This window comes from Aeromonas sp. ASNIH8 (assembly GCF_002919855.1).
In the GTDB taxonomy this organism is placed as follows: Bacteria; Pseudomonadota; Gammaproteobacteria; order Enterobacterales; family Aeromonadaceae; genus Aeromonas; species Aeromonas caviae.
In genome coordinates this window covers 1-23,686 of sequence record NZ_PQLN01000069.1, presented here as the reverse complement: position 1 = coordinate 23,686, position 23,686 = coordinate 1, and the positions used below count along the sequence as shown (strand labels likewise).

Annotated in this window: 18 protein-coding genes; 11 read left to right on the top strand and 7 right to left on the bottom strand. The window is 64.5% G+C overall.

Features of this window, described 5'->3' with window-relative positions; all coding sequences use genetic code 11:
• From C3418_RS16715 to C3418_RS16700, 4 genes are all read left to right on the top strand, one after another.
• A partial coding sequence (locus C3418_RS16715; protein WP_223924835.1) for a PfkB family carbohydrate kinase occupies positions 1 to 233 on the top strand: 233 nt, incomplete at its 5' end.
• Between the two features lie 83 nt (positions 234 to 316).
• Positions 317 to 1,681, top strand: a complete 1,365-nt coding sequence (locus tag C3418_RS16710; protein ID WP_041214803.1) for a sucrose-specific PTS transporter subunit IIBC — start codon at positions 317 to 319, stop codon at positions 1,679 to 1,681.
• On the top strand, positions 1,681 to 3,096 hold the full coding sequence (locus C3418_RS16705; protein ID WP_103858914.1) for a sucrose-6-phosphate hydrolase: 1,416 nt from the start codon (positions 1,681 to 1,683) through the stop codon (positions 3,094 to 3,096). Before C3418_RS16710 ends, C3418_RS16705 begins: the two co-directional genes overlap by 1 nt.
• A gap of 27 nt (positions 3,097 to 3,123) precedes the next feature.
• Positions 3,124 to 4,134, top strand: coding sequence for a substrate-binding domain-containing protein (locus tag C3418_RS16700; protein ID WP_103858913.1), 1,011 nt, complete (start codon positions 3,124 to 3,126; stop codon positions 4,132 to 4,134).
• A gap of 278 nt (positions 4,135 to 4,412) precedes the next feature.
• Here the strand turns inward: C3418_RS16700 and C3418_RS16695 are convergent, their stop codons facing one another.
• Complete coding sequence (locus C3418_RS16695) at positions 4,413 to 5,141, bottom strand: MgtC/SapB family protein (protein WP_029314049.1); 729 nt, start codon at positions 5,139 to 5,141, stop codon at positions 4,413 to 4,415.
• 169 nt (positions 5,142 to 5,310) lie between these two features.
• Positions 5,311 to 5,682 carry a hypothetical protein gene (locus C3418_RS16690; RefSeq protein ID WP_103858912.1) on the bottom strand — a complete coding sequence of 124 codons (372 nt, stop codon included), beginning with the start codon at positions 5,680 to 5,682 and terminating at the stop codon, positions 5,311 to 5,313.
• Between the two features lie 539 nt (positions 5,683 to 6,221).
• On the opposite strand from C3418_RS16690, the gene C3418_RS16685 reads away from it, so the two are divergent.
• The 5 genes from C3418_RS16685 to C3418_RS16665 are packed head-to-tail and all read left to right on the top strand — an operon-like array spanning position 6,222 to position 11,616.
• A complete protein-coding gene (locus C3418_RS16685; protein ID WP_010673655.1) occupies positions 6,222 to 6,536 on the top strand; it encodes a helix-turn-helix transcriptional regulator in 315 nt (104 codons plus the stop codon).
• Complete coding sequence (locus tag C3418_RS16680; RefSeq protein WP_041201475.1) at positions 6,533 to 6,946, top strand: YeeE/YedE family protein; 414 nt, start codon at positions 6,533 to 6,535, stop codon at positions 6,944 to 6,946. Before C3418_RS16685 ends, C3418_RS16680 begins: the two co-directional genes overlap by 4 nt.
• 13 nt (positions 6,947 to 6,959) lie before the next feature.
• Entirely contained in the window at positions 6,960 to 7,406 is a 447-nt protein-coding gene (locus C3418_RS16675; RefSeq protein WP_167292753.1) for a YeeE/YedE family protein, read from the top strand.
• A 39-nt stretch (positions 7,407 to 7,445) separates the two neighbouring features.
• A complete protein-coding gene (locus C3418_RS16670) occupies positions 7,446 to 8,465 on the top strand; it encodes an efflux RND transporter periplasmic adaptor subunit (RefSeq protein WP_103858910.1) in 1,020 nt (339 codons plus the stop codon).
• Complete coding sequence (locus tag C3418_RS16665; protein ID WP_103858909.1) at positions 8,458 to 11,616, top strand: efflux RND transporter permease subunit; 3,159 nt, start codon at positions 8,458 to 8,460, stop codon at positions 11,614 to 11,616. The genes C3418_RS16670 and C3418_RS16665 overlap by 8 nt, the downstream gene beginning before the upstream one ends.
• A 33-nt stretch (positions 11,617 to 11,649) precedes the next feature.
• Here C3418_RS16665 and C3418_RS16660 read toward each other — a convergent pair whose 3' ends face one another.
• A complete protein-coding gene (locus C3418_RS16660) occupies positions 11,650 to 14,037 on the bottom strand; it encodes a diguanylate cyclase domain-containing protein (protein ID WP_258040101.1) in 2,388 nt (795 codons plus the stop codon).
• A gap of 468 nt (positions 14,038 to 14,505) precedes the next feature.
• Between C3418_RS16660 and C3418_RS16655 the strand changes: the two genes are divergently transcribed.
• A complete protein-coding gene (locus C3418_RS16655) occupies positions 14,506 to 15,519 on the top strand; it encodes a lipoate--protein ligase (protein WP_052815046.1) in 1,014 nt (337 codons plus the stop codon).
• Positions 15,520 to 15,695: 176 nt separating this feature from the next.
• Entirely contained in the window at positions 15,696 to 17,390 is a 1,695-nt protein-coding gene (locus C3418_RS16650) for a pyridoxal-dependent decarboxylase (RefSeq protein ID WP_052815047.1), read from the top strand.
• A 77-nt stretch (positions 17,391 to 17,467) separates the two neighbouring features.
• On the opposite strand, the gene C3418_RS16645 is transcribed toward C3418_RS16650, so the two are convergent.
• From C3418_RS16645 to C3418_RS16630, 4 genes are all read right to left on the bottom strand, one after another.
• The gene (locus C3418_RS16645; RefSeq protein ID WP_043759198.1) at positions 17,468 to 17,839 is read right to left on the bottom strand and encodes a copper-binding protein; all 372 of its coding nucleotides are present in this window, start codon (positions 17,837 to 17,839) and stop codon (positions 17,468 to 17,470) included.
• Between the two features lie 31 nt (positions 17,840 to 17,870).
• A complete protein-coding gene (locus tag C3418_RS16640; protein ID WP_103261427.1) occupies positions 17,871 to 21,020 on the bottom strand; it encodes an efflux RND transporter permease subunit in 3,150 nt (1,049 codons plus the stop codon).
• A gap of 73 nt (positions 21,021 to 21,093) precedes the next feature.
• Positions 21,094 to 22,611, bottom strand: coding sequence for an efflux RND transporter periplasmic adaptor subunit (locus C3418_RS16635; RefSeq protein ID WP_052815049.1), 1,518 nt, complete (start codon positions 22,609 to 22,611; stop codon positions 21,094 to 21,096).
• A gap of 289 nt (positions 22,612 to 22,900) precedes the next feature.
• Complete coding sequence (locus C3418_RS16630; RefSeq protein ID WP_052815050.1) at positions 22,901 to 23,395, bottom strand: hypothetical protein; 495 nt, start codon at positions 23,393 to 23,395, stop codon at positions 22,901 to 22,903.
• Positions 23,396 to 23,686: the final 291 nt, after the last annotated feature.

The following is a 23,686-nucleotide window of genomic DNA, read 5'->3' as shown; positions in this document are numbered from 1 at the left end:
GGCCCAAAGTGACGCCACTCGATACCACGGGGGCGGGGGACGCCTTCGTCGCCGGACTGCTGGCGGCCTTGGCCGAACGGACCTCGCTGCCGACGCAGGCCGAGCTGCCCGCCATCCTGGCTCAGGCCCACGCCTGCGGGGCGCTCGCCACCACCGCCAAGGGGGCGATGACGGCACTGCCCACCCGCACCCGGCTGGATGAATTTTTGCGATCAGGCGCAGACGGCTGTTGATCCGCGGCTAGAACCGCGGGTCGACAGACCCTACTCTCATGTGACAAGGGCCCGCCAGCGTGGCGGGCCATAAGAGGAAGAATATGAATATCAGTGCGATAGCCCAGGATCTGGTGCCCCTGCTCGGGGGCAAGGAGAACATCGTCAGCGCCGCCCACTGCGCCACCCGGCTGCGGTTGGTGCTGGCGGACGACAGCAAGGTGAACAAGGCCGCCATCGACAAGCTGGAGGGGGTCAAGGGGTGCTTCAGCAACGCCGGCCAGATCCAGGTCATTTTCGGCACCGGCCTGGTCAACAAGGTCTATGCGGAGTTCGTCACCCTGACCGGGACCGGCACCGCCAGCAAGGCGGAGCTGACCGATATGGCGACGGCCAAGCTCAACGTGGCCCAGCGTCTGGCGCGGACCCTCTCCAACATCTTCGTACCCATCATTCCGGCCATCGTCGCCTCCGGCCTGCTGATGGGGCTGCTCGGCATGGTGCGCACCTACGGCTGGGTCAACGCCGACAGCGCCCTGTTCGTCATGCTCGACATGTTCAGCTCGGCAGCCTTCATCATCCTGCCGATCCTCATCGGTTTTACGGCGGCGCGCGAATTCGGCGGCAACCCCTATCTGGGGGCGACGCTCGGCGGCATTCTCACCCACCCGGCCCTGACCAATGCCTGGGGCGTGGCCGGGGGTTTCAAGACCATGGATTTCTTCGGCCTGGATGTCGCCATGATCGGCTACCAGGGCACCGTCTTCCCGGTGCTCCTGGCGGTCTGGTTCATGTCCCACCTGGAGAAGCAGCTGCGCAAGCGCATCCCTGACGCCCTGGATCTCATCCTCACCCCGTTTTTGACCGTCATCATCACCGGCTTCGTGGCGCTGCTCTTCATCGGCCCCGCCGGGCGGGTGCTGGGGGATGGCATCTCGTTCGGTCTGAGCGCCCTCTATGAGCAGGCAGGCTGGCTGGCGGGTCTGGTGTTTGGCGGGACTTATTCCCTTATCGTCATCACCGGCATCCACCACAGCTTCCACGCCATCGAGGCGGGGCTGCTGGCCAACCCTGCCATCGGCGTCAACTTCCTGCTGCCCATCTGGGCCATGGCCAACGTGGCCCAGGGTGGGGCTTGCCTCGCGGTCTACTTCAAGACCCGGGACGTGAAGATCAAGGCCATCACGGTGCCGGCGGCCATGTCCTGCCTGCTTGGCATCACCGAGGCGGCGATCTTCGGGGTCAACCTGCGCTACATCAAGCCCTTCCTGGCCGGTCTGTTCGGCGGGGCCTGCGGCGGCGCCTACGTGGTGGCGGCCAAGGTCGGCATGACGGCGGTGGGCCTGACCGGCATCCCGGGCATGGCCATCGTCCAGCCCATGAGCCTCATCCACTACGTCATCGGTCTGGTGATCGCCTTTGGCGCCGCTTTTGCCGCCTCCTACCTGCTCAAGTACAAGGTGGAGTGATGAAGGAAAGCCATCTCCTGAACCAGGTTGTCCGGTCCCTGCTGGCCGGACAGCTCAAGGCGGCGGCCGATCCCCATCGGCCCCGCTGGCATCTGGCAGCCCCGGTGGGGCTGCTCAACGACCCCAACGGTTTCATCGAGCACGACGGGCGCTACCATCTTTTCTACCAGTGGAACCCGCTCGGTTGCGAGCACCGCAACAAGGGCTGGGGGCATGTCACCTCCACCGATCTGCTGCACTGGCAGCACGAGCCAGTGGCGCTGCTGCCCACCGAGGCCTATGAGAGCCACGGCTGCTATTCGGGCTCGGCGGTGAGCGATGAGCAGGGGCGTCTGACCCTTATCTACACCGGCAACGTCAAATACCCCGACGGCAGCCGCACCGCCTACCAGTGTCTGGCCCGCGCCGACGGTGCGGGGGGCTTTGCCAAGCTGGGCCCTGTGCTGGACCTGCCCGCAGGCTACAGCGGCCATGTGCGCGACCCCAAGGTGTGGCACGACGGTCGGCAGTGGCTGATGGTGCTGGGGGCCCGCACCCTGGACGATCGGGGTGAGGTGCTGCTCTATCGCGGTGACACCTTGGACGTCTGGACTCTGGTGGGGCCCATCGCCGGCAGCGGGCGCGGCGGTCTCGGGGAGTTTGGCTACATGTGGGAGTGTCCGGACCTCTTCCCCCTGGGAGATCGCCATGTGCTGATCAGCTGCCCGCAGGGAATTGCCCCGCAGGGAGAGGATTATCGCAACCTCTACCAGTGCGGCTGGCTGGCGGGCCACTTCGACGGCGCTCAGTTCGAGCACGGGGCCTTCCACGAGCTGGACCGGGGCTTCGAGTTCTATGCGCCCCAGACCACTCAGGACAACCAAGGGCGCCGCCTGCTGTTCGCCTGGCTGGGGCTGCCTGAAGAGAACGAGATGAGCCAGCCTACTGTCGAGCACGGCTGGATCCACCAGATGAGTTGCCCGCGGGAGCTCGTCTGGCAGGATGAGTGGCTCTGCCAGCGGCCGGTGGCAGAGCTGGACGCCCTGAAAGGAGAGCAAACCCGCTTCGAGGGGGCGCCGGGCGAGCTGCCAACCCTGGCCATCGACTCGGCCTGGCTGGACCTGGCCTTGAGCGGGGAGGGGCGCCTCGGGTTCGGGGCCGTGGCCGAGCTGGTGTGGCAGCCGGGGCGCCTCATCCTGCGTCGCCAGAACTGGCAGAGCGGGGAGTGGGAGGAGCGAAGCGCCCCCTGGCTTGGGGGTAAGATCACCGTCTTGTGCGATCGCTCCAGCCTGGAGTGCTTCGTGGACGGTGGTCGCCAGACCCTGTCTACCCGCTACTTCCCCGGTGAAAACCCAGTACTTTCCGCACGTTGTGACGGTGATGACAGCAAAATTTGCCTCGATCACTGGCCGCTGGCGGCCTGCCTTGTACAATAGCCCGGTGTCAGTTTGCCGGGAGGTCAGGTGGAGAAGAAGAAACGGATCACGATTGCCCAGATAGCCACGCTCGCGGGGGTCTCCAAGGCCACCGCCAGCCTGGTGCTCAACGGCAAGAGTGCGGAGTACCGCATCGCCGACGATACCCGCAAGCGGATCCAGGCGGTGGCGGACGAGTGTCACTACCAGCCGAGCATCCATGCCCGCTCCCTGCGGGCGGCGCGCAGCTACACCTGGGGGCTGGTGATCCCCGACCTCACCAACTTCGGCTTCGCCAGCACTGCCCGCGCCCTCGAAGCCCACTGCCGGGAGGCGGGGATCCAGCTGCTCATCGCCTGCTCCGAGGATGACCCCACCCTGGAGCAGCGGGTGGTGGACAACCTCATCAGCCGCCAGGTGGACGGGCTGATTGTCGCCTCCAGTGGCCACAGCGACGATATCTATGCCCGCATTCACGACCGCCTGCCGGTGGTGCAGCTCGACCGACACATCGGCGAATCGCGCCTGCCCATGGTGATCTCCGATGCCTGCAAGGCCACCGCCGAGCTGGTGCAGGATATGGCCGAGGATTGCGGGGAGGAGATCTACTACTTCGGCGGCCTGCTGGATCTCTCCCCGAGCCGCCACCGGCTGGCGGGCTACGAGCTGGGATTGCACCGCGCCGGGCTGGAGGCCACATCAGACCGGGTCCGTCATCGCGACTACCAGCCAAGCTCCGGCTATCAGCTGATGGCCGAGCTGGTGGACGAGCTCGGGGCGCCCCCCCGAGGGCTCTTCACCGCCTCCTTCACTCTGCTCGAGGGGGTGCTGCGCTACCTCAACGAGGCGGGGTTGATGGAGACGGGGATGCGGCTGTGCACCTTCGACGATCACGACCTGCTCGACTGCATTCCCATGCGTATCGACTCCGTGGCCCAGGATTGCCCGGCCCTGGCCCGTGCCACCTTCGAGCTGATGCAAAAGCTTATTGCGGGCAATGCCCCCACCCAGACCGCCCAGGTCATCCCCCCCAGGGTGCGCTGGCGCAGTCGCCGTTGACCCGGAAGATGAAAAAAGCCCCGCCAGTGCGGCAATGCTGTTCACTTAAGAGAATTTGAGTTCCAGTCCACGTAGTATCAGGACAAAAAAGCGAGGGAGGCATGATGCCTCCCTCTTTCTATTGCAAGCCCCGCTGGATAAAGGCTGGAGGAAGATCGACTGGACACAGCCTTGCCCCCTCAACTCAAATCCAATTTATGAATAATCAGTCAAAAAAGTGCTTATCTGAACAGCATTGCGCCAGTGCGGGGCTTTTTGTCGTGGGGCGAGGGCTCGCCTCAATCCGTGGTGCTGGCGCGCCAGAAGATCTGCTTGATGCGGGGATGCTCCCCCAGCCGCTTCATGAGGGCGTCCAGCTCGTCGCCATCGATGGAGGTGGCCAGCAGCACCGCCGAGATCTCCAGATCCTGCTCCCCGAACGGCTCGATATCGAGCTCGCTCAGGGGGTAGTTGGCCTGCTCCAGCATCTGCTCCAGCCAGGGCAGCACCTCCTTCTGGTGGGTGCGGCGGATGAGGGCCGTGACGCGGTAGGTCACCTCGGTGTCGGTATTGTCCACCGGGTGGCGGTTGATCTGGTTCACCAGGGGGCGCAGCAGGGTGTTGGCCGCCAGCACGAAGAGGGCGCCGAGCACGGCCTCCAGGGCAAAGCCGGCACCGCTGGCGGCCCCCACCGCCGCCACGCCCCAGAGAGTGGCGGCGGTGTTGATGCCGCGGATGTTGCCGGATTCGCGCATGATGACGCCGGCGCCGAGAAAACCGATGCCGGAGACGATGTAGGCCACCACGTGGACCACGCCGTAGCTGCCGCCGTGCAGGTCATAGATGCGCTGGGCCAGGTTGACGAACAGGGCCGCCCCCACGGCGACCAGGACGTTGGTGCGAAGGCCGGCGGTGCGCTGGCGATACTGGCGCTCCAGACCGACCAGGCTGCCCAGCACGAAGGCGAGCAGCAGGCTGGCCAGGGTGTCGAGCAGGGCGAGAAAATCGAGTTGTTGCCACATTCTCATGGGGTTCTCCTTCTAAGGTGCCGGCGCGACGCTGCCCATATGGGTACCGAAATGGGGCGATGAGGCATCGAGGGCGCAGCGCCGGCGTGGGATGAATGCAAATGAGGGACCGTGCCCGGAAGGCGGGCACGGCACTAACGGAGCGTGGCCGAGGTGCCGGGGAGGGCAGTCAGTGCCGGGCGGGCGGGTCGCTGTCCGGGCGCAGCTCCCAGCGCACGGGGCGAGTGGCCCCGACCTGGTGGACGAACTGCACCAGATAGCGGCGCTGGGGCGGGGTGCAGCAGAGGCTCAGCACCAGCATCCGGCCATCGCCGCGACCGGGTCGCAGGGACTGCAGGGGGTGCAGCCCGGCCGGGTGCAGGGTGCTGTTCACCAGATCCAGCACCTGCTCCATGTCGGCCCGATCCTCGCAACGGATCTGTAGCCGGTAGTGGTGCTGGCGCCGCTTGCCGCGCAGCCAGAGCGGTAACAGGCCGTGCCCCAGTCTGCTCAGCAGGGAAGGGGATTCGCCAGCAAGATAGTTGTTTGAAATCAAACGCATAGTAGCCTCCTTTTGGGAAACAGAAACTATGCAGGCAAGGTGTCCGGCCGGGGCTGGTCACCTGACGTCAAGTGTAAAGAGAAGGGAGACGGTTCCGCTTCTCGCTGGGGTGGCGAGTCGCGGCAGGGAAGAACCTGCGGCTAGCTCGCGACCGGGGTGCCGACAAGGATCGGCGTGCATCTGTCACTTGATGAGTTGCCCACTGATGGTCTCCGCCAGGGATGAAAGAGGCGACATGGTAGCCGATGGAGCGGCCGGGGTAAACCCTAGGGTCCTGATAGCAACATATTGAAACATAATAAAAAAGAGATTGAGGTGCCGATGAGGACGCCTCATTCCTCCGTGTTGGCGAGCCGCTCGGGCGGCCTCTACTTTCCGATGCAGGGGCATGTCTCACCCGTTTGCGTGGGCGCGGCCCGCGTCTCCCATGGGTGTCTCGTGAGGCGGTGGCGAGGTGCCACTCCCCATTTAATTAGATATTGCTAATTTAGTGTTTATTTATACAATGAGGTAAATATCAGGAGTTGCTAATTTAAATCATGACCCCCCTCGACGAGATGAACCGGCACGTCGCCGCGGCCGCCGATCTGCTCAAGGCGCTGGCTCACCCGGAGCGCCTGAGGGTGCTCTGTCAGCTGGTGGAGGGGGAGAAGGGAGTCGGGGAGCTGCTGGCGAACAGCCAGCTCGGCCAGTCTGCCTTCTCCCAGCAGTTGTCGGTACTGAAGCGTTGCGGGCTCATTCGTTCGCGTAAGGTCTCCCAGCAGATCTTCTACTCGCTGGTGAGCGAGGCGGCCGTCGATGTGCTGGCGGCGCTGCAAACCCATTTTTGTCACTCAGATGAGGAAACACGATGATGGAAAGCCAATGGCTGCTCTCCCTCGGAGGAGGCATGCTGGCGGGGCTCTCGGCCCTGATCTTGATGCTGTTCAACGGCAAGGTGGCCGGGATCAGCGGCATTCTGGCGGGGGCCCTGCAACACAGAACCCCCTGGCAGGTACTCTTCCTGCTGGGTCTGGGTCTGGGCGCCTGGCTGGCACTGAATGCCGGCTGGGCCAGCATGCCTGCGTTCAGCACCCTGCCGGGCTGGCCGCTGGTGCTGGTGGCCGGACTGCTGGTGGGCATAGGCACCCGCCTTGGCAATGGCTGCACCAGCGGTCACGGCATCTGCGGCATGGGCCGCCTCTCGGTGCGCTCCATCGTGGCCACCCTCACCTTCATGGCGGCCGGCGTGCTCACCGTCCTCGTCACTCACCATCTGTTGTAAGGGGTTGATCGTCATGGCATTGATGACAAGTTTGCTGGCGGGTCTGCTGTTCGGTCTGGGTCTGGCCATCTCCGGCATGATAGATCCCGCCCGGGTCACCGGCTTTCTCGACGTGGCGGGGGCCTGGGATCCCAGCCTCGCCTTTGTGATGGGGGGAGCCCTGGCTGTCTTCATGCCGGGCTACTTCCTGCTGGTGAAACCCCGTCGTCTGAGCCTGCTGGGGGAACCCATGGCCCGGGTTCCCGCTCCCGTGCTGGATCGCCACCTGATTGGCGGGGCCGCACTGTTCGGGATCGGTTGGGGCCTGGTCGGCATCTGTCCTGGGCCTGCTCTGAGTCTCATTTCCAGCGGGCAGCCCATGATAATGTTGTTCATCGGGGCCATGGCGGCCGGGATCCTGCTGGTGGACAAGGTCTGGAACAGGGTGCTGGAGAAGGCTCGCCAGCACCGTATTGCCTGAGTTTTCAAGGTGCCCATGAGCCAGGGAAGGAGAATCATGATGAACACAATCCGGTTGCTGGTGATCACCCTGCTGGTCATGACATCCACCCTGGTGGCGGCCGAGGAGGCCAAGGGGTCGCTGACGCTGACCCCGCAGCGCGTCACCGACTGGCTCACCCTGAGCGGTACCGTGAGCGCCATTCATCAGGGGACGGTCGCGGCCCAGACCAGTGGCCGGGTCTCCCGCATGCTGGTGGATGTGAACGACGAGGTACAGGCCGGGCAACCCTTGCTCGAGATAAGCGGCAAGGAGCAGTCTGCCGCCGTGACCGGCGCCGAGGCGCGGGTGGCCAGGGCCCAGGCCCAGCAGGTGGAGGCCGAACGCCAGCTCACCCGTTATCAGGCCCTCATCGCCAAGGGGGTGATCACCCGGGCCCAGCTCGACAACGCCCAGGCAACGGATCGGGCCGCCCGCGCCGAGGTCAATGCCGCCGAGGCCGCCCTCATTCAGGCCCGGGAAGCCTACGGCTATACCCGCATCCTCGCCCCCTATGCCGGGGTGGTGACCAGGCGGCTGGTGGAGCTGGGGGAGACGGTGGCCCCTGGTACGCCGCTGCTATCCGGTTTCTCCCTGGGCGAGCTGAGGGTGGAGCTGGAGCTGCCCCAGTCCGCGCTGGCTCTCGCCGGCCAGCCGTCGGATGTGCAGGTGCTGCTGCCCGGTGGCAAGGCCGTGACTCCCGTCAAGCTGACCCGCTTCAACTACGCCGACAGCCAGAGCCACAGTTTCCGGTTGCGCCTCGATCTGCCGCCGAACACGGCAGGGGTGCTGCCCGGCATGTGGCTCAAGGTGCAGATCAAACAGGGTGAGCGTCAGGTGTTGCAAGTGCCGGAGCCCGCCCTGCTGCGGCAGGGGGAGTTCAACGGCGTTTACCTCAAAGAGGGGGAGGGCTGGGCCCTGACCCCGGTGCGGGTCGGCCACTGCGAGGCTGGGCTGTGCGAGGTCCTGGCGGGTCTCAAGGGCGGTGACACCCTGGCCCCCGATGCCTGGACCCGTCAACAGGAGGTGTCCCATGAGTAGCGAGCTGAACGGCAACCATGGCCACCTGGGGCCGGCGGGTCGGCTGGCGGCCCTGTTTCAGGGCTCGGCCATCACCCCGCTGCTGGCGCTGGTGGGGCTCTTGCTCGGCCTCTTTGCCGTGCTGGTGACCCCCAAGGAGGAGGAGCCCCAGATCGATGTCACCTTCGCCGACGTCTACATTCCCTTCCCGGGGGCCAGCCCGGCAGAGGTGGAATCCCTCGTCACCACCCCTGCCGAGCAGGTGGTCTCCCAGATAAAGGGGATAGATACCCTCTACTCCTTCTCCCAACCCGATGGTGCCCTGCTGGTGGTGGTGTTCAAGGTGGGGGTGAGCCGCGAGCAGGCCATCGTCGATCTCAACAACCAGCTCGACTCGAACCGCGATTGGCTGCCCCAGGGGCTTGGCGTCGGCCAGCCCCTGGTCAAACCCAGGGGGATCGACGATGTGCCCATCGTCAGCCTGACGCTCTGGAGCAAGCAGCTGGGGGCCGCCGAGCTGACCCGGGTCGCCCACGAGCTGGAGACCGAGCTCAAGCGATTGCCCGGTACCCGCGATATCTACAGCCTGGGCGGCCAGCGAGCCGTGCTGAGGGTGATGCCGGATCCGGCGGCCCTCAGCGCCCACGGCATCAGCTGGGGCGAGCTGAACCAACGGCTCGCCGCCGCCAACCAGGCGGGTAGCGAGCAGGCCGTGGTGCAGGATAACCGGGAGATCAAGGTGCAGGTGGGGCAGTTCCTGCAAAGCGAGCAGGAGGCCCGCGAACTGGTGGTGGGGCTGCACGACGGCAAGCCGGTCTATCTGGGGGATGTGGCCAGGGTCTCGCTGGGTCAGGAGACCCCGGTGCAGCGCAGCTGGATGGGGCAGGGGGATCGCAGTTATCCGGCGGTGACCCTGGCCATCGGCAAGCAGCCCGGCCAGAACGCGGTCGAGGTGGCCAAGCGGGTGGAAGAACGGGTCGAGAGCCTCAAGAATCGACTCATCCCGGCTGGCGTCGAGGTGACGGTGACCCGTGACTACGGCGTCACCGCCGAGACCAAATCCAACACCCTCATCGGCAAGCTCATTTTTGCCACCACGGCGGTGGTGCTGCTGGTGCTGGTGAGCATGGGTTGGCGCGAGGCGCTGGTGGTGGGGGTTGCCATCGTCATCACCCTGGCGCTGACCCTCTTTGCCAGCTGGGCTTGGGGCTTTACCCTCAACCGGGTGTCCCTCTTTGCCCTTATCTTCTCCATCGGCATCCTGGTGGATGACGCCATCGTCGTGGTGGAGAACATCCACCGTCATCGCGGTTTGGGCAAGGGGTCCCTCAAGGATCTCATTCCGGGCGCGGTGGACGAGGTGGGGGGGCCGACCATTCTGGCGACCCTGACCGTCATCGCGGCCCTGCTGCCCATGGCCTTCGTCAGCGGCCTGATGGGCCCCTACATGAGCCCCATCCCCATCAATGCCAGCATGGGGATGCTTATCTCCCTGCTGGTGGCCTTCATCTTCTCCCCCTGGTTGGCCAATCACCTGCTCAAGCGCGAGGGGCATGTCGCCCACGGGGAGGCCAAGGCCGGGCTCTTTCACCGGCTGATGACCCCCTTTCTGATGGGGACGGGTGCCAAAAGAGCGAGACACAAGCTTTGGCTGGTCATTCTGCTGCTGGTGGCGGGGGCGGCCGCCATGCCCGTGGTGCAGTGGGTGGTGCTCAAGATGCTCCCCTTTGACAACAAGTCGGAATTCCAGCTGGTGCTCGACATGCCGGAGGGGGCGACCCTGGAGCAGACCGAGCGCACCCTGCTGGCGGTGGGTCGGGAGCTCGCCAGGGTGCCCGAGGTGAAGGATTACCAGATCTACGCCGGCACCGCCGCCCCCATCAACTTCAACGGGCTGGTGCGCCACTACTTCATCCGCAGCGGCGCCAACGTGGGGGACATCCAGGTCAATCTGGTGGACAAGCATGAACGGGATCGCAGCAGTCACGAGATTGCCCGGTCGGTGCGTGCGCCCTTGCAGGCCATCGCCAGTGCGGCAGGGGGCAACCTCAAGGTGGTGGAGGTGCCCCCGGGACCGCCTGTCTGGTCGCCCATTGTCGCGGAAGTGTATGGCCCGACGCAGGCCGCCCGTGAAGCCGCTGCCCGCGTCGTAGAGGCCCGCTTTGTGGCCACGGCGGATCTGGTGGACGTGGACATCTATCTGGCCGACCCCCAGCCCAAGTGGCGGCTGGTGGTGGATCGCGCCCAGGCGGCCCTGCTCGGGGTCGTTCTCGGGGATCTGGTGGCGACCCTCAACGGGGGCGTGGGTTATCAGGATGCCAGCTGGCTGCAAGGGCAAGGCGCCAAGTATCCGGTGCCGATCCGCATCGAGCTCGCCCCCGGTGACAAGCGGGATCTGACCGGCATCCTGGCTCTCAAGGTGCGCAGCCAGAGCGGCCAGCTGGTGCGGGTCTCCGAGCTGGTGAGCCGTCGTGACGAGGTCGCCCCCAGCTACCTCATGCACAAGAACATGCAGCCCATGGTGATGGTGGTGGCTGACATGGGCGGCCATGCCGACAGCCCGCTCTACGGCATGTTTGCCGCCGGTGCCGACATCTCGCTGCCACAGTATTACGTGCATCAGCCCGACAAGCTGGGGGAGGTGGCGCTGTTGTGGGACGGGGAGTGGAAGATAACCTACGAGACCTTCCGCGACATGGGGCTGGCCTACGGGGTGGGGATGATCCTCATCTACCTGCTGGTGGTGGCCCAGTTCCGCTCCTATCTGGTGCCGCTCATCATCATGGCCCCCATTCCGCTCACCCTCATCGGGGTGATGCCGGGTCACGCCCTGCTGGGGGCCCAGTTCACCGCCACCTCGATGATCGGGATGATCGCCCTGGCCGGGATCATCGTGCGCAACAGCATCCTGCTGGTGGATTTCATCGAGCAGCAGCGGGCGAGTGGCATGGCGTTCGAGCAGGCGGTGATCGAGGCGGCGCAGGTGCGAGCCAAACCCATCATGCTGACGGCGCTGGCGGCCATGATAGGGGCGCTTTTCATCCTGGATGACCCCATCTTCAACGGGCTGGCCATCAGCCTGATTTTCGGGATCCTGGTCTCCACCTTGCTCACCCTGATGGTGATCCCGCTGCTCTACTACAGCCTGCTCGTTCGCCGAAGTCAGAGGTAAACACAGGGGGCACGTGCCCCCTGTTTTCTGGCATCACACCGCCTCGCGGGCATCGCAGGTTTTCATCAGGGGGAAATAACGGCGATCCGCCTGGCTCATGTGACCCACGACCAGCTCCTGGATGATGAAGTTGAGCAGGGCGTCGTTGCCAAGGGTGCCCGCCTGTGCGGCCGCCATCAGCTGACCGGCTTTTTTCAGCAGATGCTGGTGCTCCTGGCGATGGGCCGCCAGCTCCTCATAGCCATATTGCGCGAGGACTTGCTCTTCGAGGAGGAAGTGCTGGCGCGCCATCTCGAATATCTGCGCCATGTCTGCCAGCAAGGCATCCGGATGGATGCCGGGATCCTGCATGTGCTCGAGCAAGCGGTTGGCCAGCAGGTAGAGCTGGCGGTGGTCCGCATCGATGCGGGGGTGGCCGCATGCGTGGGCGGGCTGCCATTGCAGGGTGCCGGGGAGGGGATCCTGCCCGGTGGAAAACAGGCAGACCCTGCCCCGGCCATGGTGCTTGGCCTGATACATGGCCTGATCGGCGTGGTGCATCAGGGTCTTGGGGTCGGTGCCGTGATCCGGATAGAGGGCGACCCCTATGCTGCCGGAGATGCGCAGCGCCTGCTGCTCAAGCTGGAAGGGGTGATGCAGGCAGTGGTGCAGCTTGTCGGCGACCGCGAGGGCCGAGGCATCCGTATCGGGCAGCATGATGACGAATTCGTCCCCCCCAAGGCGTGCCACCAGATCTTCTTCCCTGACGCACTCCCCCATGCGCTCGGCCACCAGCTTGAGCAGCAGGTCGCCGGTTTCGTGGCCGAAGGTGTCATTGATGGGCTTGAAGTGGTCGAGATCGATGAAGACCAGGGCCAGGGGCTGCTGGGGAGCCTGCTCCAGGGTCTCCTTGAGCCGCTGTTGCAGCAGGCGGCGGTTGGCCAGGCCGGTGAGGGGGTCATAGAAGGCGAGGCGGCGCATCATCTCCTCCCGGGCCGAACGTTCGGTGACATCCCGGGTCACCCCCAAAATGGCATCGGGTCTTGTGCTGGCGCTGCCATGCAAGGTAGTGACCGTCTCGATGGCCACCAGATGACCCTGCTTGTGGCGCAGCTGGGAGTGGATGACGCACCGGGTCTGCCCATGATCCCCCCGTTGCCAGGCCTCGAGGGAGGCGGTGATGCCGTCGCGAAGCTGTTTCCAGGACTCATCGGGGAGCAGCTGGCGCAGGGAGAGGGCAAAGAGTTCGGCGGGCTCATAGCCGCTCAGGGACGCGATGGCGGGGCTGATGTAACGAAAACGCAGGCTGTCGGTGTCCATGGTCCAGATCACGTCGCCGCTGTTCTCCGCCACGAAACGGTAGTGCTGCTCGCGCTGGGCCAGTTCCCGGGTGAGCCGCTGTCGGTCACTGGCCTCTTCCCGCAGACGCAGATAGAGGTGCAGGAAGACGCCGAGCAGGGCCAGCAGGGAGAAGGAGATCAGCATGGCGATGGCCACGCTCCTGTCGAGCAGTTGGCGCTGCTGGCGAAGGCTCGCCTGGGTACTGTTGTAGAGGAAGGGGGTGAGGTTGGGCACCGCCTTGATCATCCCGGCCTCCTGGTAGGTGCGGGCGATCTGCTGCCAGCGATCCTGCTGCATGTAGCCGGGCTCGATGATGTCGGGCTGCATCAGGGCCCGGGTTTCACGGGCCTCGAAGGCGAGCGCCTCGCGCCCGGCCCCGCTGGGGTAGTGCTCCAGGATCAGGTTGATCATCTCCTCGGGATGATCCATGGCATAGCGCCACCCCTTGAGGCTGGCCTGCAAGAAGCGCTGGACCCGCTCCTGCTGGTTGAAGACTTCATTTTCCGAGGTGAAGAGGTTGTCTCCGTAGAAGTCGTACCCGACGTCGCGGGGACTGAACACCCGGTAGGGAATGCCCTGTTGCTGCAGGGTGAAGGGCTCGGTTGTGCTGTAGGCGCTGATGGCGTCCGCCTGGCCCCTCAGCAGTGCCTGTACCCCCCGCTCGTAGGGCAGGGTATCCCACTGCCGGCTGCGGGTGTAGCGATGCAGGTAGGTGAGCAGCTCGTTGGAGCCGGGTTCGAGCATCAGCCGCTTGTTGGCCAGATCGCCCGGAGTCTGGATATCCGGCCGCTCCAGGGTGATGAGCATCAGGGGGGAGTGCTGCAACATGGCGGCGAGCACCACCACAGGGCGGCCTGCTGCCCGGGCCAGCAGCAGATCGCTGCCGCGGATGCCGAACTGGGCACGACCCGTGGTGACTTCATTGATGACGTCGGTGCCCGGCCCCGCCTCCCGCAGGGTGACCTGCAGGCCGACCTCCTGGTAGAACCCCTTGGCGATGGCGGCGTAGTAACCGGCAAACTGGAACTGGTGCTGCCAGGGAAGTTGCAGGATGACGCGCTCATCCGCCCTGAGGGGAGCCGTGGTCAGGGTGGCAATCATCACCCAGAAAGGCAGAAGCCAGCGTACAGGCTGGCGAGATGCATCGGACTCCGTCATACCGCTGTTCTCTCGGGAGGTGCTCTTCTGGCTAGAGTCAAACAATTTCCTGCCATTCGCAAGGGGAGCAGGCCCCAATAAGATGGGGCGCGGGAGGCAGTAAAAGTCATTTTTGTGTCATTCATCACGTCAATGGGCGTCACGGCTCGTTTTGAAACCTTGTCAACCCGTCACCGGCCCGGTGACAAGGGCATAAGGTGTCATTCCAGGAGGGGTGGCTGCCGCCTCTCTTCTCGCCTGTTAATGATAAACTGCGTGTTTTCGGCGACTCCCTCTTGTCTTCTCCTGTCGTATCAGAAGTTGATGCTCTTGCCCCGATCGGATGTCGACCTGTGGCGGTCGGGGGACGCCTTCCTTCGTTCAGGGTGGTATGGTAGTCATCCGTTTCCTGTTTTCCGAGAAGGTCCTGTCATGTCTTCCTTGCGCCTGCTGCTCTCCGACTCCCACGATCCCCTGTTCAACCTCGCGGTGGAGGAGTGCATTTTTCGCCAGATGGACCCGGCCCAGCGGGTGCTGTTCCTGTGGCGCAACGACAATACGGTGGTGATAGGCCGGGCCCAGAACCCCTGGAAGGAGTGCAACACCCGCCGCATGGAAGAGGACGGGGTGACCCTGGCCCGGCGCAGCAGCGGGGGTGGCGCCGTGTTCCACGACCTTGGCAACAGCTGTTTCACCTTCATGGCGGGCAAGCCCGGTTATGACAAGAGCGTCTCCACCACCATCGTCATCGATGCCCTCGCCAGACTCGGCGTGAGCGCTTTTGCCTCCGGGCGCAACGACCTGCTGGTGGCGACCCCGGACGGGGATCGCAAGGTGTCGGGTTCGGCCTACCGGGAGAACCATGATCGCGGCTTTCACCACGGTACCCTGCTGCTGGATGCTGATCTCGGCCGCCTTGCCCACTACCTCAATCCCGACCCCAAGAAGCTGGCGGCCAAGGGCATCAGTTCGGTGAGAAGCCGGGTGGCGAACCTTGGCGAGCTGCTGCCTGGTCTGGATCATGAGCAGGTGGTACAGGCCCTGTGCGACGCCTTCTTTGCCCATTACGGTGAGGTGGTGCCGCCCGAGCATATCTCCCCCGAGCGGATGCCCGACCTGCCCGGCTTTGCCGAGACTTTTGCCCGCCAACGCAGCTGGGAGTGGAACTTCGGCCATGCTCCCGCCTTCAGCCACCTGCTGGAGGAGCGCTTCCCCTGGGGCGGGGTCGAGCTTCATTTCGACGTGGAGAAGGGGGTGATAGGACGGGCACAGATCTTCAGTGACACCCTGGACCCTGCGCCCCTGGATGACCTGGCCGCACGCCTGCCCGGGGTGGCCTATCGTCCCGACGCCATCGACGAGTTGCTGCGTCAGTGGCGGGCGACGTTTTCGGCCAACTCCGAGCTGGAAGGGTTTTCGGCATGGCTGCTGACCGCCCTGCGCTGACCTTGCCCATGACCAGGATCACAAGATGAACAGGGGAAAAGAGGGGAGAGGGGGCGCGGCGCCCATCAGGGCGCCAACATGACAAAAAGTAGGGCAGACCATTAGTTATTGTCTCTGTTGATAGAGGTGTCACTGGAGTATAAAAACCGCACCTCAGCAGTATCAATGGTATAAAAATGAATCACTTGGTCTATCTGAAAGATGAGGGCGTCAACGCCGTCTCCCCCGAATTCGCCCGCCGTTTTGCCACCGTCAAAGCCCACTTTTTCTCACGCAACCCCGACCTCTGGCCGGTCTTTCGCGAGCCCGGCTTTGCCACCCTCAACGAGTTTCGCGCCCGTGGACTGGCGCCGGATGCGCGGCTCAATGCCTGGCCCGATGGCCGCGCCCGTCTGGCGGATCTCTGCGAGACCATGCCGGTGCCCGCGCAGATGCGTACCCCGGGGGAGCCCATGACGGAGCTGCTGTTTGCCGGCGCCCTGTCAAAGGATTGGGAGAACCCCTCCAGCGTCGAGAACGTCATCACCATGTCGGCGGATCCCGCCATCTACGGCGCCCAGATGGGCATTTTGGCCAACCCCAACCTGGTCTACTCCGAATACGCCGGGGTGGCCGAGGAGCTGGAGAAGAAGGTAGTGCGCCAGATAGCACTGCTGGCGGGTTACGACCCGGCCCGCGCCACCGGCATCTTCACCCAGGGGGGGACCTTCTGTAACCTCTACGGCTACCTGCTCGGCATTCGCAAGAGCCTGCCGGAAGCCAAGCACAAGGGGCTCGGCCACTATCAGGACTACCGCATCATCAACTCCCAGGGCGGCCACTACTCCAACATCACCAACCTCTCCCTGCTCGGGGTGGACATCGAGAACAAGACCATCCGCATCCAGGTCGGGGAGAACAACGACATCGATCTCGCGGATCTCGAGCGCACCCTGACCGCCTGTTTTGCCTTGAAGCACGTGGTGCCTACCATCATGCTCACCATGGGTACCACCGACACCTTCGGGGTGGATCAGGTCAAACCCGTGGTGGACCTGCGGGATCGCCTGTGCGAGCGCTTCGAGGTGGCGGTCAAGCCCCACATCCACGTGGACGCCGCCATCGGCTGGTCGATGATCTTCTTCCTGGGTTACGACTTTGCCGCCAACCCCCTGGCCATCAACGCCGCGACCCTGGCCGGCATCGAGCGCAACGTGGCGCGCTTTGCCGAGCTCAAATACGCCGATTCGTTCACCGTCGACTTCCAGAAGTGGGGCTATGTGCCCTACACCTCCAGCCTGGTGATGATCAAGGAGCAGAACGACCTCAAGGCGATGGAGAACGATCCGGAGAACTTCTCCTACTTCGAGCGCGACATCCAGGGCCACACCCACCTGCAGTCCACCATCGAGTGCTCCCGCGGGGCGAGCGGCCTGTTCGGTGCCTACGCGGCCCTCAACTACCTGGGGGTCGAGGGGTATCGCACCGTGCTGGCCCACTGCCTGCAAAACGCCAACTACTTCCGCTTCCGTCTGAGCCAGCTCGGCAACGTCAAGCTGGTGGCCCAGGAGAACCAGGGGCCGAGCGTGGGCTTCAAGATCTACAACCCCGAGTGGGTGCAGGATCCGGAGGCCGAGTTCGCCTTCGAGCTGGCCCGCAGTCCCGACCCCGCCTACAAGGCGCGGCTGGCACGCAACACCGAATACCACCGCAGCCTCTTCACCGGGCGCGGCAAGGTGGGGCTCTACACCAACTGGGTGGAGGCGGTGGCCCGCTCCGATTACGACGCGCGCGGCCGTTACTCCTACATCGCCGGGGAAAAGGCGGTATTCATGAACCCGGCTTGCAGCCGCGAGCAGATCGACGCCTTTATCGACCACATTCGCGGCTGAGGATCGGCCCGGCGCTGACAAGCAGACAACAAAACGGCGGGTTCAACCCGCCGTTTTTTTACTGCCCTTGTGAGTGGTTACTGCTTCTGCAGCTTCGTCACCGTGAGCTTTCCAGCCGGACTTTCGGCGTGGAAGCTCACCGCATCCCCGACCTTGAACCCTTCCATCAGGGCGGGATCGGCCACCTGGAAGACCATGGTCATGGGGGGCATCTTGAGGTTCGCGATGGCCTCGTGCTTGATGCCTACCTTGCCGTTTTGCGTGTCGATACGGCTGATGACCCCCTTGGTCATCACCTTCTCCTCCATGCCATCCATGCCCTCCATCTGGCCCATCTCCCCCATCTGGCTCATGTCGTGCCCTTCGTGGTTCATCATCTCCTCGGCCTGCAGGCCGGTGTGGGTGGCGAGGCCCAATAGCAGGGTCAGCGTCAGCGTCTTGTAGTTCATGATGGTTTCCTTGTTTGTGTTGTCCGGTTGATCAGGGTGCAGTCGGGGTATCCGTCTGCGACGTCGTGTGTTCAAGGGTTTTCAGGGTGCGGCTGCGCCACAGGTAGTAGGCGGCGGGCAGCACCAGCAGGGTCAGCACCAGCGCCGTCACCATGCCGCCGATCATGGGGGCGGCGATTCGCTGCATCACCTCCGAGCCGGTGCCATGGCTCCACATGATGGGCAGAAGGCCGGCGATGATGGTGACCACCGTCATCATCTTGGGGCGCAGGCGCAGGGCGGCGCCGTGAATGACCGCCTGGTGCAGGCCGGCCTTGTCCGGTTTGCCGCTGGCCACCAGATCGTCCCAGGCGTGGTTGAGGTAGACCAGCATCAGCACCCCCGTCTCCACGGCCACCCCGGCCAGGGCGATGAAGCCGACGCCGACGCCCACCGAGAGGTTGAAGTCGAGCAGCCAGACGGCCCAGATCCCCCCGACCACCGCCAGCGGCAGGGTGGTGAGGATGAGCAGCACCTCCTGGAAGCGGTGAAACGCGAGATAGAGCAGCAGCACGATAATGGCGAGGGTCAGGGGCACCACGTAGGTGAGGCGCTCCATGGCCCGCTCCATGTATTCGTACTGACCTGACCAGGTGAGGGCGTAACCCGGTGGCAGCACCAGCTGCTTGTCCACCTCGGCCTTGGCCTCTGCCACAAAGGAGCCGATGTCGCGGCCACGGATGTCCACGTAGACCCAGCCGTTGAGGCGTGCGTTTTCGCTGCGCAGCATGGGCGCCTCGTCGCTGATGTAGACCCGGGCCACGTCCGCCAGGGCGATCCGCTCACCCTTGGGGGTGACCAGGGGCAGCAGTTCGAGGCTGGCCACCGAATCGCGATAGCTCTGGGGATAGCGCAGGTTGATGGGGTAACGTTCGCGCCCCTCAATGGTCTGCCCCACGTCCATGCCGCCCACCGCGGTGGCGAGCACCGCCTGCACGTCGGCGATGTTGAGGCCGTAGCGGGCCGCCTTGAGCCGATCGATATCCACCTTGACGTAGCGACCGCCCGCCACCCGCTCGGCGTAGACGGAGGCAGCGCCTTCCACCTTGCCGACAATTTGCTCGAGTTGCTGGCCAATCTGCTGGACCACCTTGAGGTCGGGGCCGGCGATCTTGATCCCCACCGGGGTCTTGATGCCGGTGGCCAGCATGTCGATACGGGTCTTGATGGGGGGCACCCAGGCGTTGGTGAGGCCGGGGAAGCGGATGAGGGAGTCGAGCTCTTCTTTCAGCTTCTCCGGGGTCATGCCGGGACGCCACTGATCGCGGGGCTTGAGCTGGATGCTGGTCTCCATCATCACCAGATCCGCCGGGTCGGTGGCCGAGTCGGCGCGCCCCGCCTTGCCGAACACGTTCTGTACCTCGGGCACGGTGCGGATGAGTTTGTCGGTCTGCTGCAAAATCTCCCGCGCCTTGCCCACCGAGATGTTGGTCGCCGTGGTGGGCATGTACATGATGTCCCCCTCATCGAGCGGCGGTATGAACTCGGAGCCCAGGTGCTGGAGCGGCCAGAAACCCGCGACCGTGACCACCAGGGCGGCGGCGAGGGTGGTCTTGGGGCGGGCCAGCACGGCATTGAGCAGGGGCACATAGGCCTGGCTCAAGCCACGGTTGAGGGGGTTGGCCTGCTCGGGCAATACCTTGCCGCGGATAAAATAGCCCATGATGACCGGCACCAGCGTGATGGCGAGCGCGGCGGCGGCGGCCATGGCGTAGGTCTTGGTGTAGGCCAGCGGGTGGAACATCCGTCCCTCCTGCGCCTCCAGGGCAAACACCGGCAGGAAGCTCATGGTGATGATGAGCAGGGAGAAGAAAATCGCCGGCCCCACCTCGATGCTCGCCTCCGTGATGATCCGCCAGCGGTTCTTGTCGGTGAGCGCCTCCCGCTCCATGTGCTTGTGGACGTTCTCTATCATCACGATGGCGCCGTCCACCATGGCGCCGATGGCGATGGCGATGCCCCCCAGCGACATGATGTTGGCGTTGATCCCCTGCAGGTGCATCACGATAAAGGCGGTCAAAATCGCGATAGGGAGGGTGATGACCACCACCAGCGACGAGCGCAGGTGGAACAGGAAGGCGATACACACCAGCACCACCACGGCGAACTCCTCCACCAGCTTGGCGGAGAGGTTGTCGATGGCGCGCTGGATAAGGTCGGATCGATCGTACACGGTGACGATCTCCACCCCGTCGGGCAGGCTGGATTTGAGCTCGGCCAGCCGTGCCTTGACCCCGTCGATGGTGTGCTGGGCATTCTCGCCAAAACGCATGACGATGATGCCGCCCACCACTTCCCCTTCGCCGTTGAGCTCGGCGATACCGCGCCGGCTCTGGGGACCGGTCACCACGTCGGCCACGTCACCCAGCAGCAGGGGGGCGCCCCGCACATTGGTGCCGAGCGGGATCTGCTTCAGATCCTCGACGCTCTTGAGGTAGCCATTCGAACGAACCATGTACTCCGCTTCCGCCATCTCGATGACGGAGGCGCCGGTCTCCTGGTTGCCCTGCTTGATGGCGGTCTCGATGAGGGAGAGCGGAATGCCGTAGGCCCGCAGCTTGTCCGGATCGACCCGCACCTGGTACTGGCGCACCATGCCGCCCACAGTGGCGACTTCGGATACGCCGTTCACCGTCTGCAGCTCGTATTTCAGAAACCAGTTCTGCAGTGACGTGAGCTCGCTGAGATCGTGCTTGCCGCTCTTGTCCACCAGGGCGTACTGGTAGACCCAGCCCACCCCGGTGGCGTCCGGCCCGAGCTGGGGCTGGGCCCCGGCGGGCAGATTGGGGGCCACCTGGCTCAGATACTCCAGCACCCGGGCGCGGGCCCAGTAGAGGTCGGTGTCGTCGTCAAACAGCACATAGACGAAGGAGTCGCCGAAGAAGGAGTAGCCGCGCACCGTGGTGGCCCCCGGCACCGCCAGCATGGCGGTGGTGAGGGGGTAGGTCACCTGATCCTCCACCACCTGGGGCGCCTGGCCCGGGTAGGAGGTCTTGATGATCACCTGGACGTCGGAGAGATCCGGCAGGGCGTCCACCGGGGTCTGCTTGACCGACCAGAGGCCCCAGGCGGTGAGCATGACGGTCAGCAGCAGCACCAGGAAGCGGTTGCCGACGGACCAGCGAATGATGGCAGGGATCATGACTGGGCTCCTCTCATTCGGTGGGCTGGCAGCCGATTGGGTTTGTGCTCAATGCAGCGAAGCATGGCCGGGATCATGATTTATCCCCCATCTGGTGCTGGCTGTGATCCATGCCTTCCATGCCTGGCATCTCGCCCTTGGCCTCTTTCATCGGCTCGTCTGCTGCCGGTTTGTCTTCCACATGGATCTGGATGATGCGGTACTCGTCCCCCTCCTGCTCCACCTGCAGATGCAGGGTCTGATCCGGTTTCAGCTGGCTGATGTCCACGCCGTCGGCCACGGTGAAGTCCATCTCCATGGCGGGCCACTGCCACTCGGGAATGGGCTGGTGAGAGATGCCGAGGGTACGCCCGGCGAGATCGATGTTCTGCACCTGGCCCTGGGTCCACACCTGCATGGGACGCACCGCCGTCATGCGCTGGAAGTCCGAATCGATGGCCGATTCTGAGTCGAGCAGGAACTGGGCCGAGCTGACGATGCTGTCACCGGCTTCGACCCCCTCCTGGATGGCGACCTTGTCACCAAACTGGGGGCCCAGGGTGACGGCCACCGACTTGAAGTTGCCATCTCCCAGCGCCAGCACCAGCCGGTCCTGGCTGCCGGTGCGGATCACCGCTTCGCTCGGCACCACCAGGCGGGGTTCCCCCTTGCCGGTGCCGATGCTCACCTTGGCGAACATGTTGGGTTTCAGGAACTCGTCCGGGTTGTCGAAGCGCAGGCGGACCCGCAGGGTGCGGGTACTGGCATCGAGCGTCGGGTAGAGGTAGTCCACCCGACCCTGCCAGCGGCGGCCCGGGGCATAGTCCAGGGTCATGGTGACCGGATCGCCGACCTTGATCTGGGCGGCCTGGCGCTCGAACACCTCGGCGCTCACCCACACCTGCTTGAGGGTACTGATGTTGAAGAGGGGGGCGGCGGGCTCCACATACTGGCCTTCACGCACCTTGAGCTCGGAGACATAGCCGCTGCTCGGGGCATAGATGCGCACCGTCTCCTGCACCTTGCGGGTGCGCTTGAGGGCCGCTATCTGATCCGCCGGTACCTGCAGGGACTTGAGCTTGCCTTCGGCGGCGCGCAGCAGCAGCGGGTTGGTGGTATTGAGCGCCAGCAGGTACTCGTGCTGGGCGTTCACCAGATCCGGGGCGTAGAGATCGTAGATGAAGCTGCCCCTGGCCACCTGCTGCCCCTCGTTCTTGATGGCGAGGTTGCGGATCCAGCCCGCCATCCGGGAGTTGATGGCTTCGAGGCGCTCCTCGTCATATCCCACATAGCCCACCGTCTCGATCTGCTGGTGGACGGGCAGTTTTTCCACCTTGGCCAGCCGCACCCCCAGGTTCTGCTGGATCTCGGGGCTGATGGTAACGGTGCCCGGCGAGCCGCCCTGTTTCTCTTCATAGACGGGGATGAAGTCCATCCCCATGTTGTCCTTGGCGGGGGCATCGCGCTTGTCGCGGGGATCCATGGGATTGACCCAGTAGAGGGGGGCCTTCTCCTTGGCGGTAGTAGCGCCGCCCATCTTGGTGGCGGCCCAGTAACCGCCGCCAGCCCCGAGGACGAGCATCAGAGTCGACAGGATCAGGGTCTTGTTCATCGCAGGCCTCCGGCACGAGTCGAACGGGAGGCGCGGGCGCCGGCAACGGCGAAAATCTTGGCTGATGACATGGTTACATCTTCTCTTCTATCAGGCCGCCTGACCGGGTTCCTGCATGAGCGTCGTGTCCAGGGGCGGGGCAGAGGCGTTATTCACGCACCTGCGTCACGCAACACTCGAATCACAGCGAACGGGTTGGGCGGCAAACGGAGCACTGCCGACGAGTCGGCCGGTGCACGGCACTTGTTGCAATGGCGAACCATTGCCCAGGCTGGGGTAGAAGAGGTTTCTAATGGCGCAGCACAGAGAGCATCAGATGCCGTCTGGGCCAGGAGGGGGGATGGGTACCGCGCAGGCGCAGGAAGGGATCCCTCAGCCAGTTGTCGAGCAGGGAGCCGACATGCCACGAAGAGGGGAGCAGCAGCAGGGGGATCAGCAGCAGTGACAACAGCATGCCGAGCAGGGGCGGGGCATTGGCCGCACCGGAGAAGCCGGCCTGCATCTGGCATTCCCCCCCAGACGGGGCACTCTGGCTCATGGTGCCCGAATGGCAGGAGAGGGGAATTGTGTCGGCCTGGCCATGGTTCATGGCGGCGTGCTGCACAGGCGGGCTCTCGTGCAGCGCATGAGACAAGGGGGAGGATGCCGGAAGGGCATCCTGGGTCTCACCCGGGAGGGCGGTGGCCGCGCCATGCCAGCTGATGCACAGGGTCAGATTGCAGACGAGCACCAGCGCCAGCAATAGCCGGGCGATGAACGTGGTGGGCAATCTCGATGAGAGCATGGGTGGCTTCCCTGTGACGGATGGGCCGAATCTAAACCTTGCCGAAAGGAGAAGGTCAAGGCCTGGCAAGCGCCGTCTGCCTGGGAATTGACATGGATTAAGAAAGGGCGGGGCAGTGAACAGAAAAAGCCCCGCCATGCGGCAATGCTGATCAGTTAAGGATCCATTGACCGATCCTTCTGCTGTAGGACAATCCGGAACCAATCACTGGTTCCGGATTTTTTATGTCTATTGCAAACGATCTGAACGATGTTGTTGAGGCATCTGGCGACATGCTGGCTCGGTTGGCCA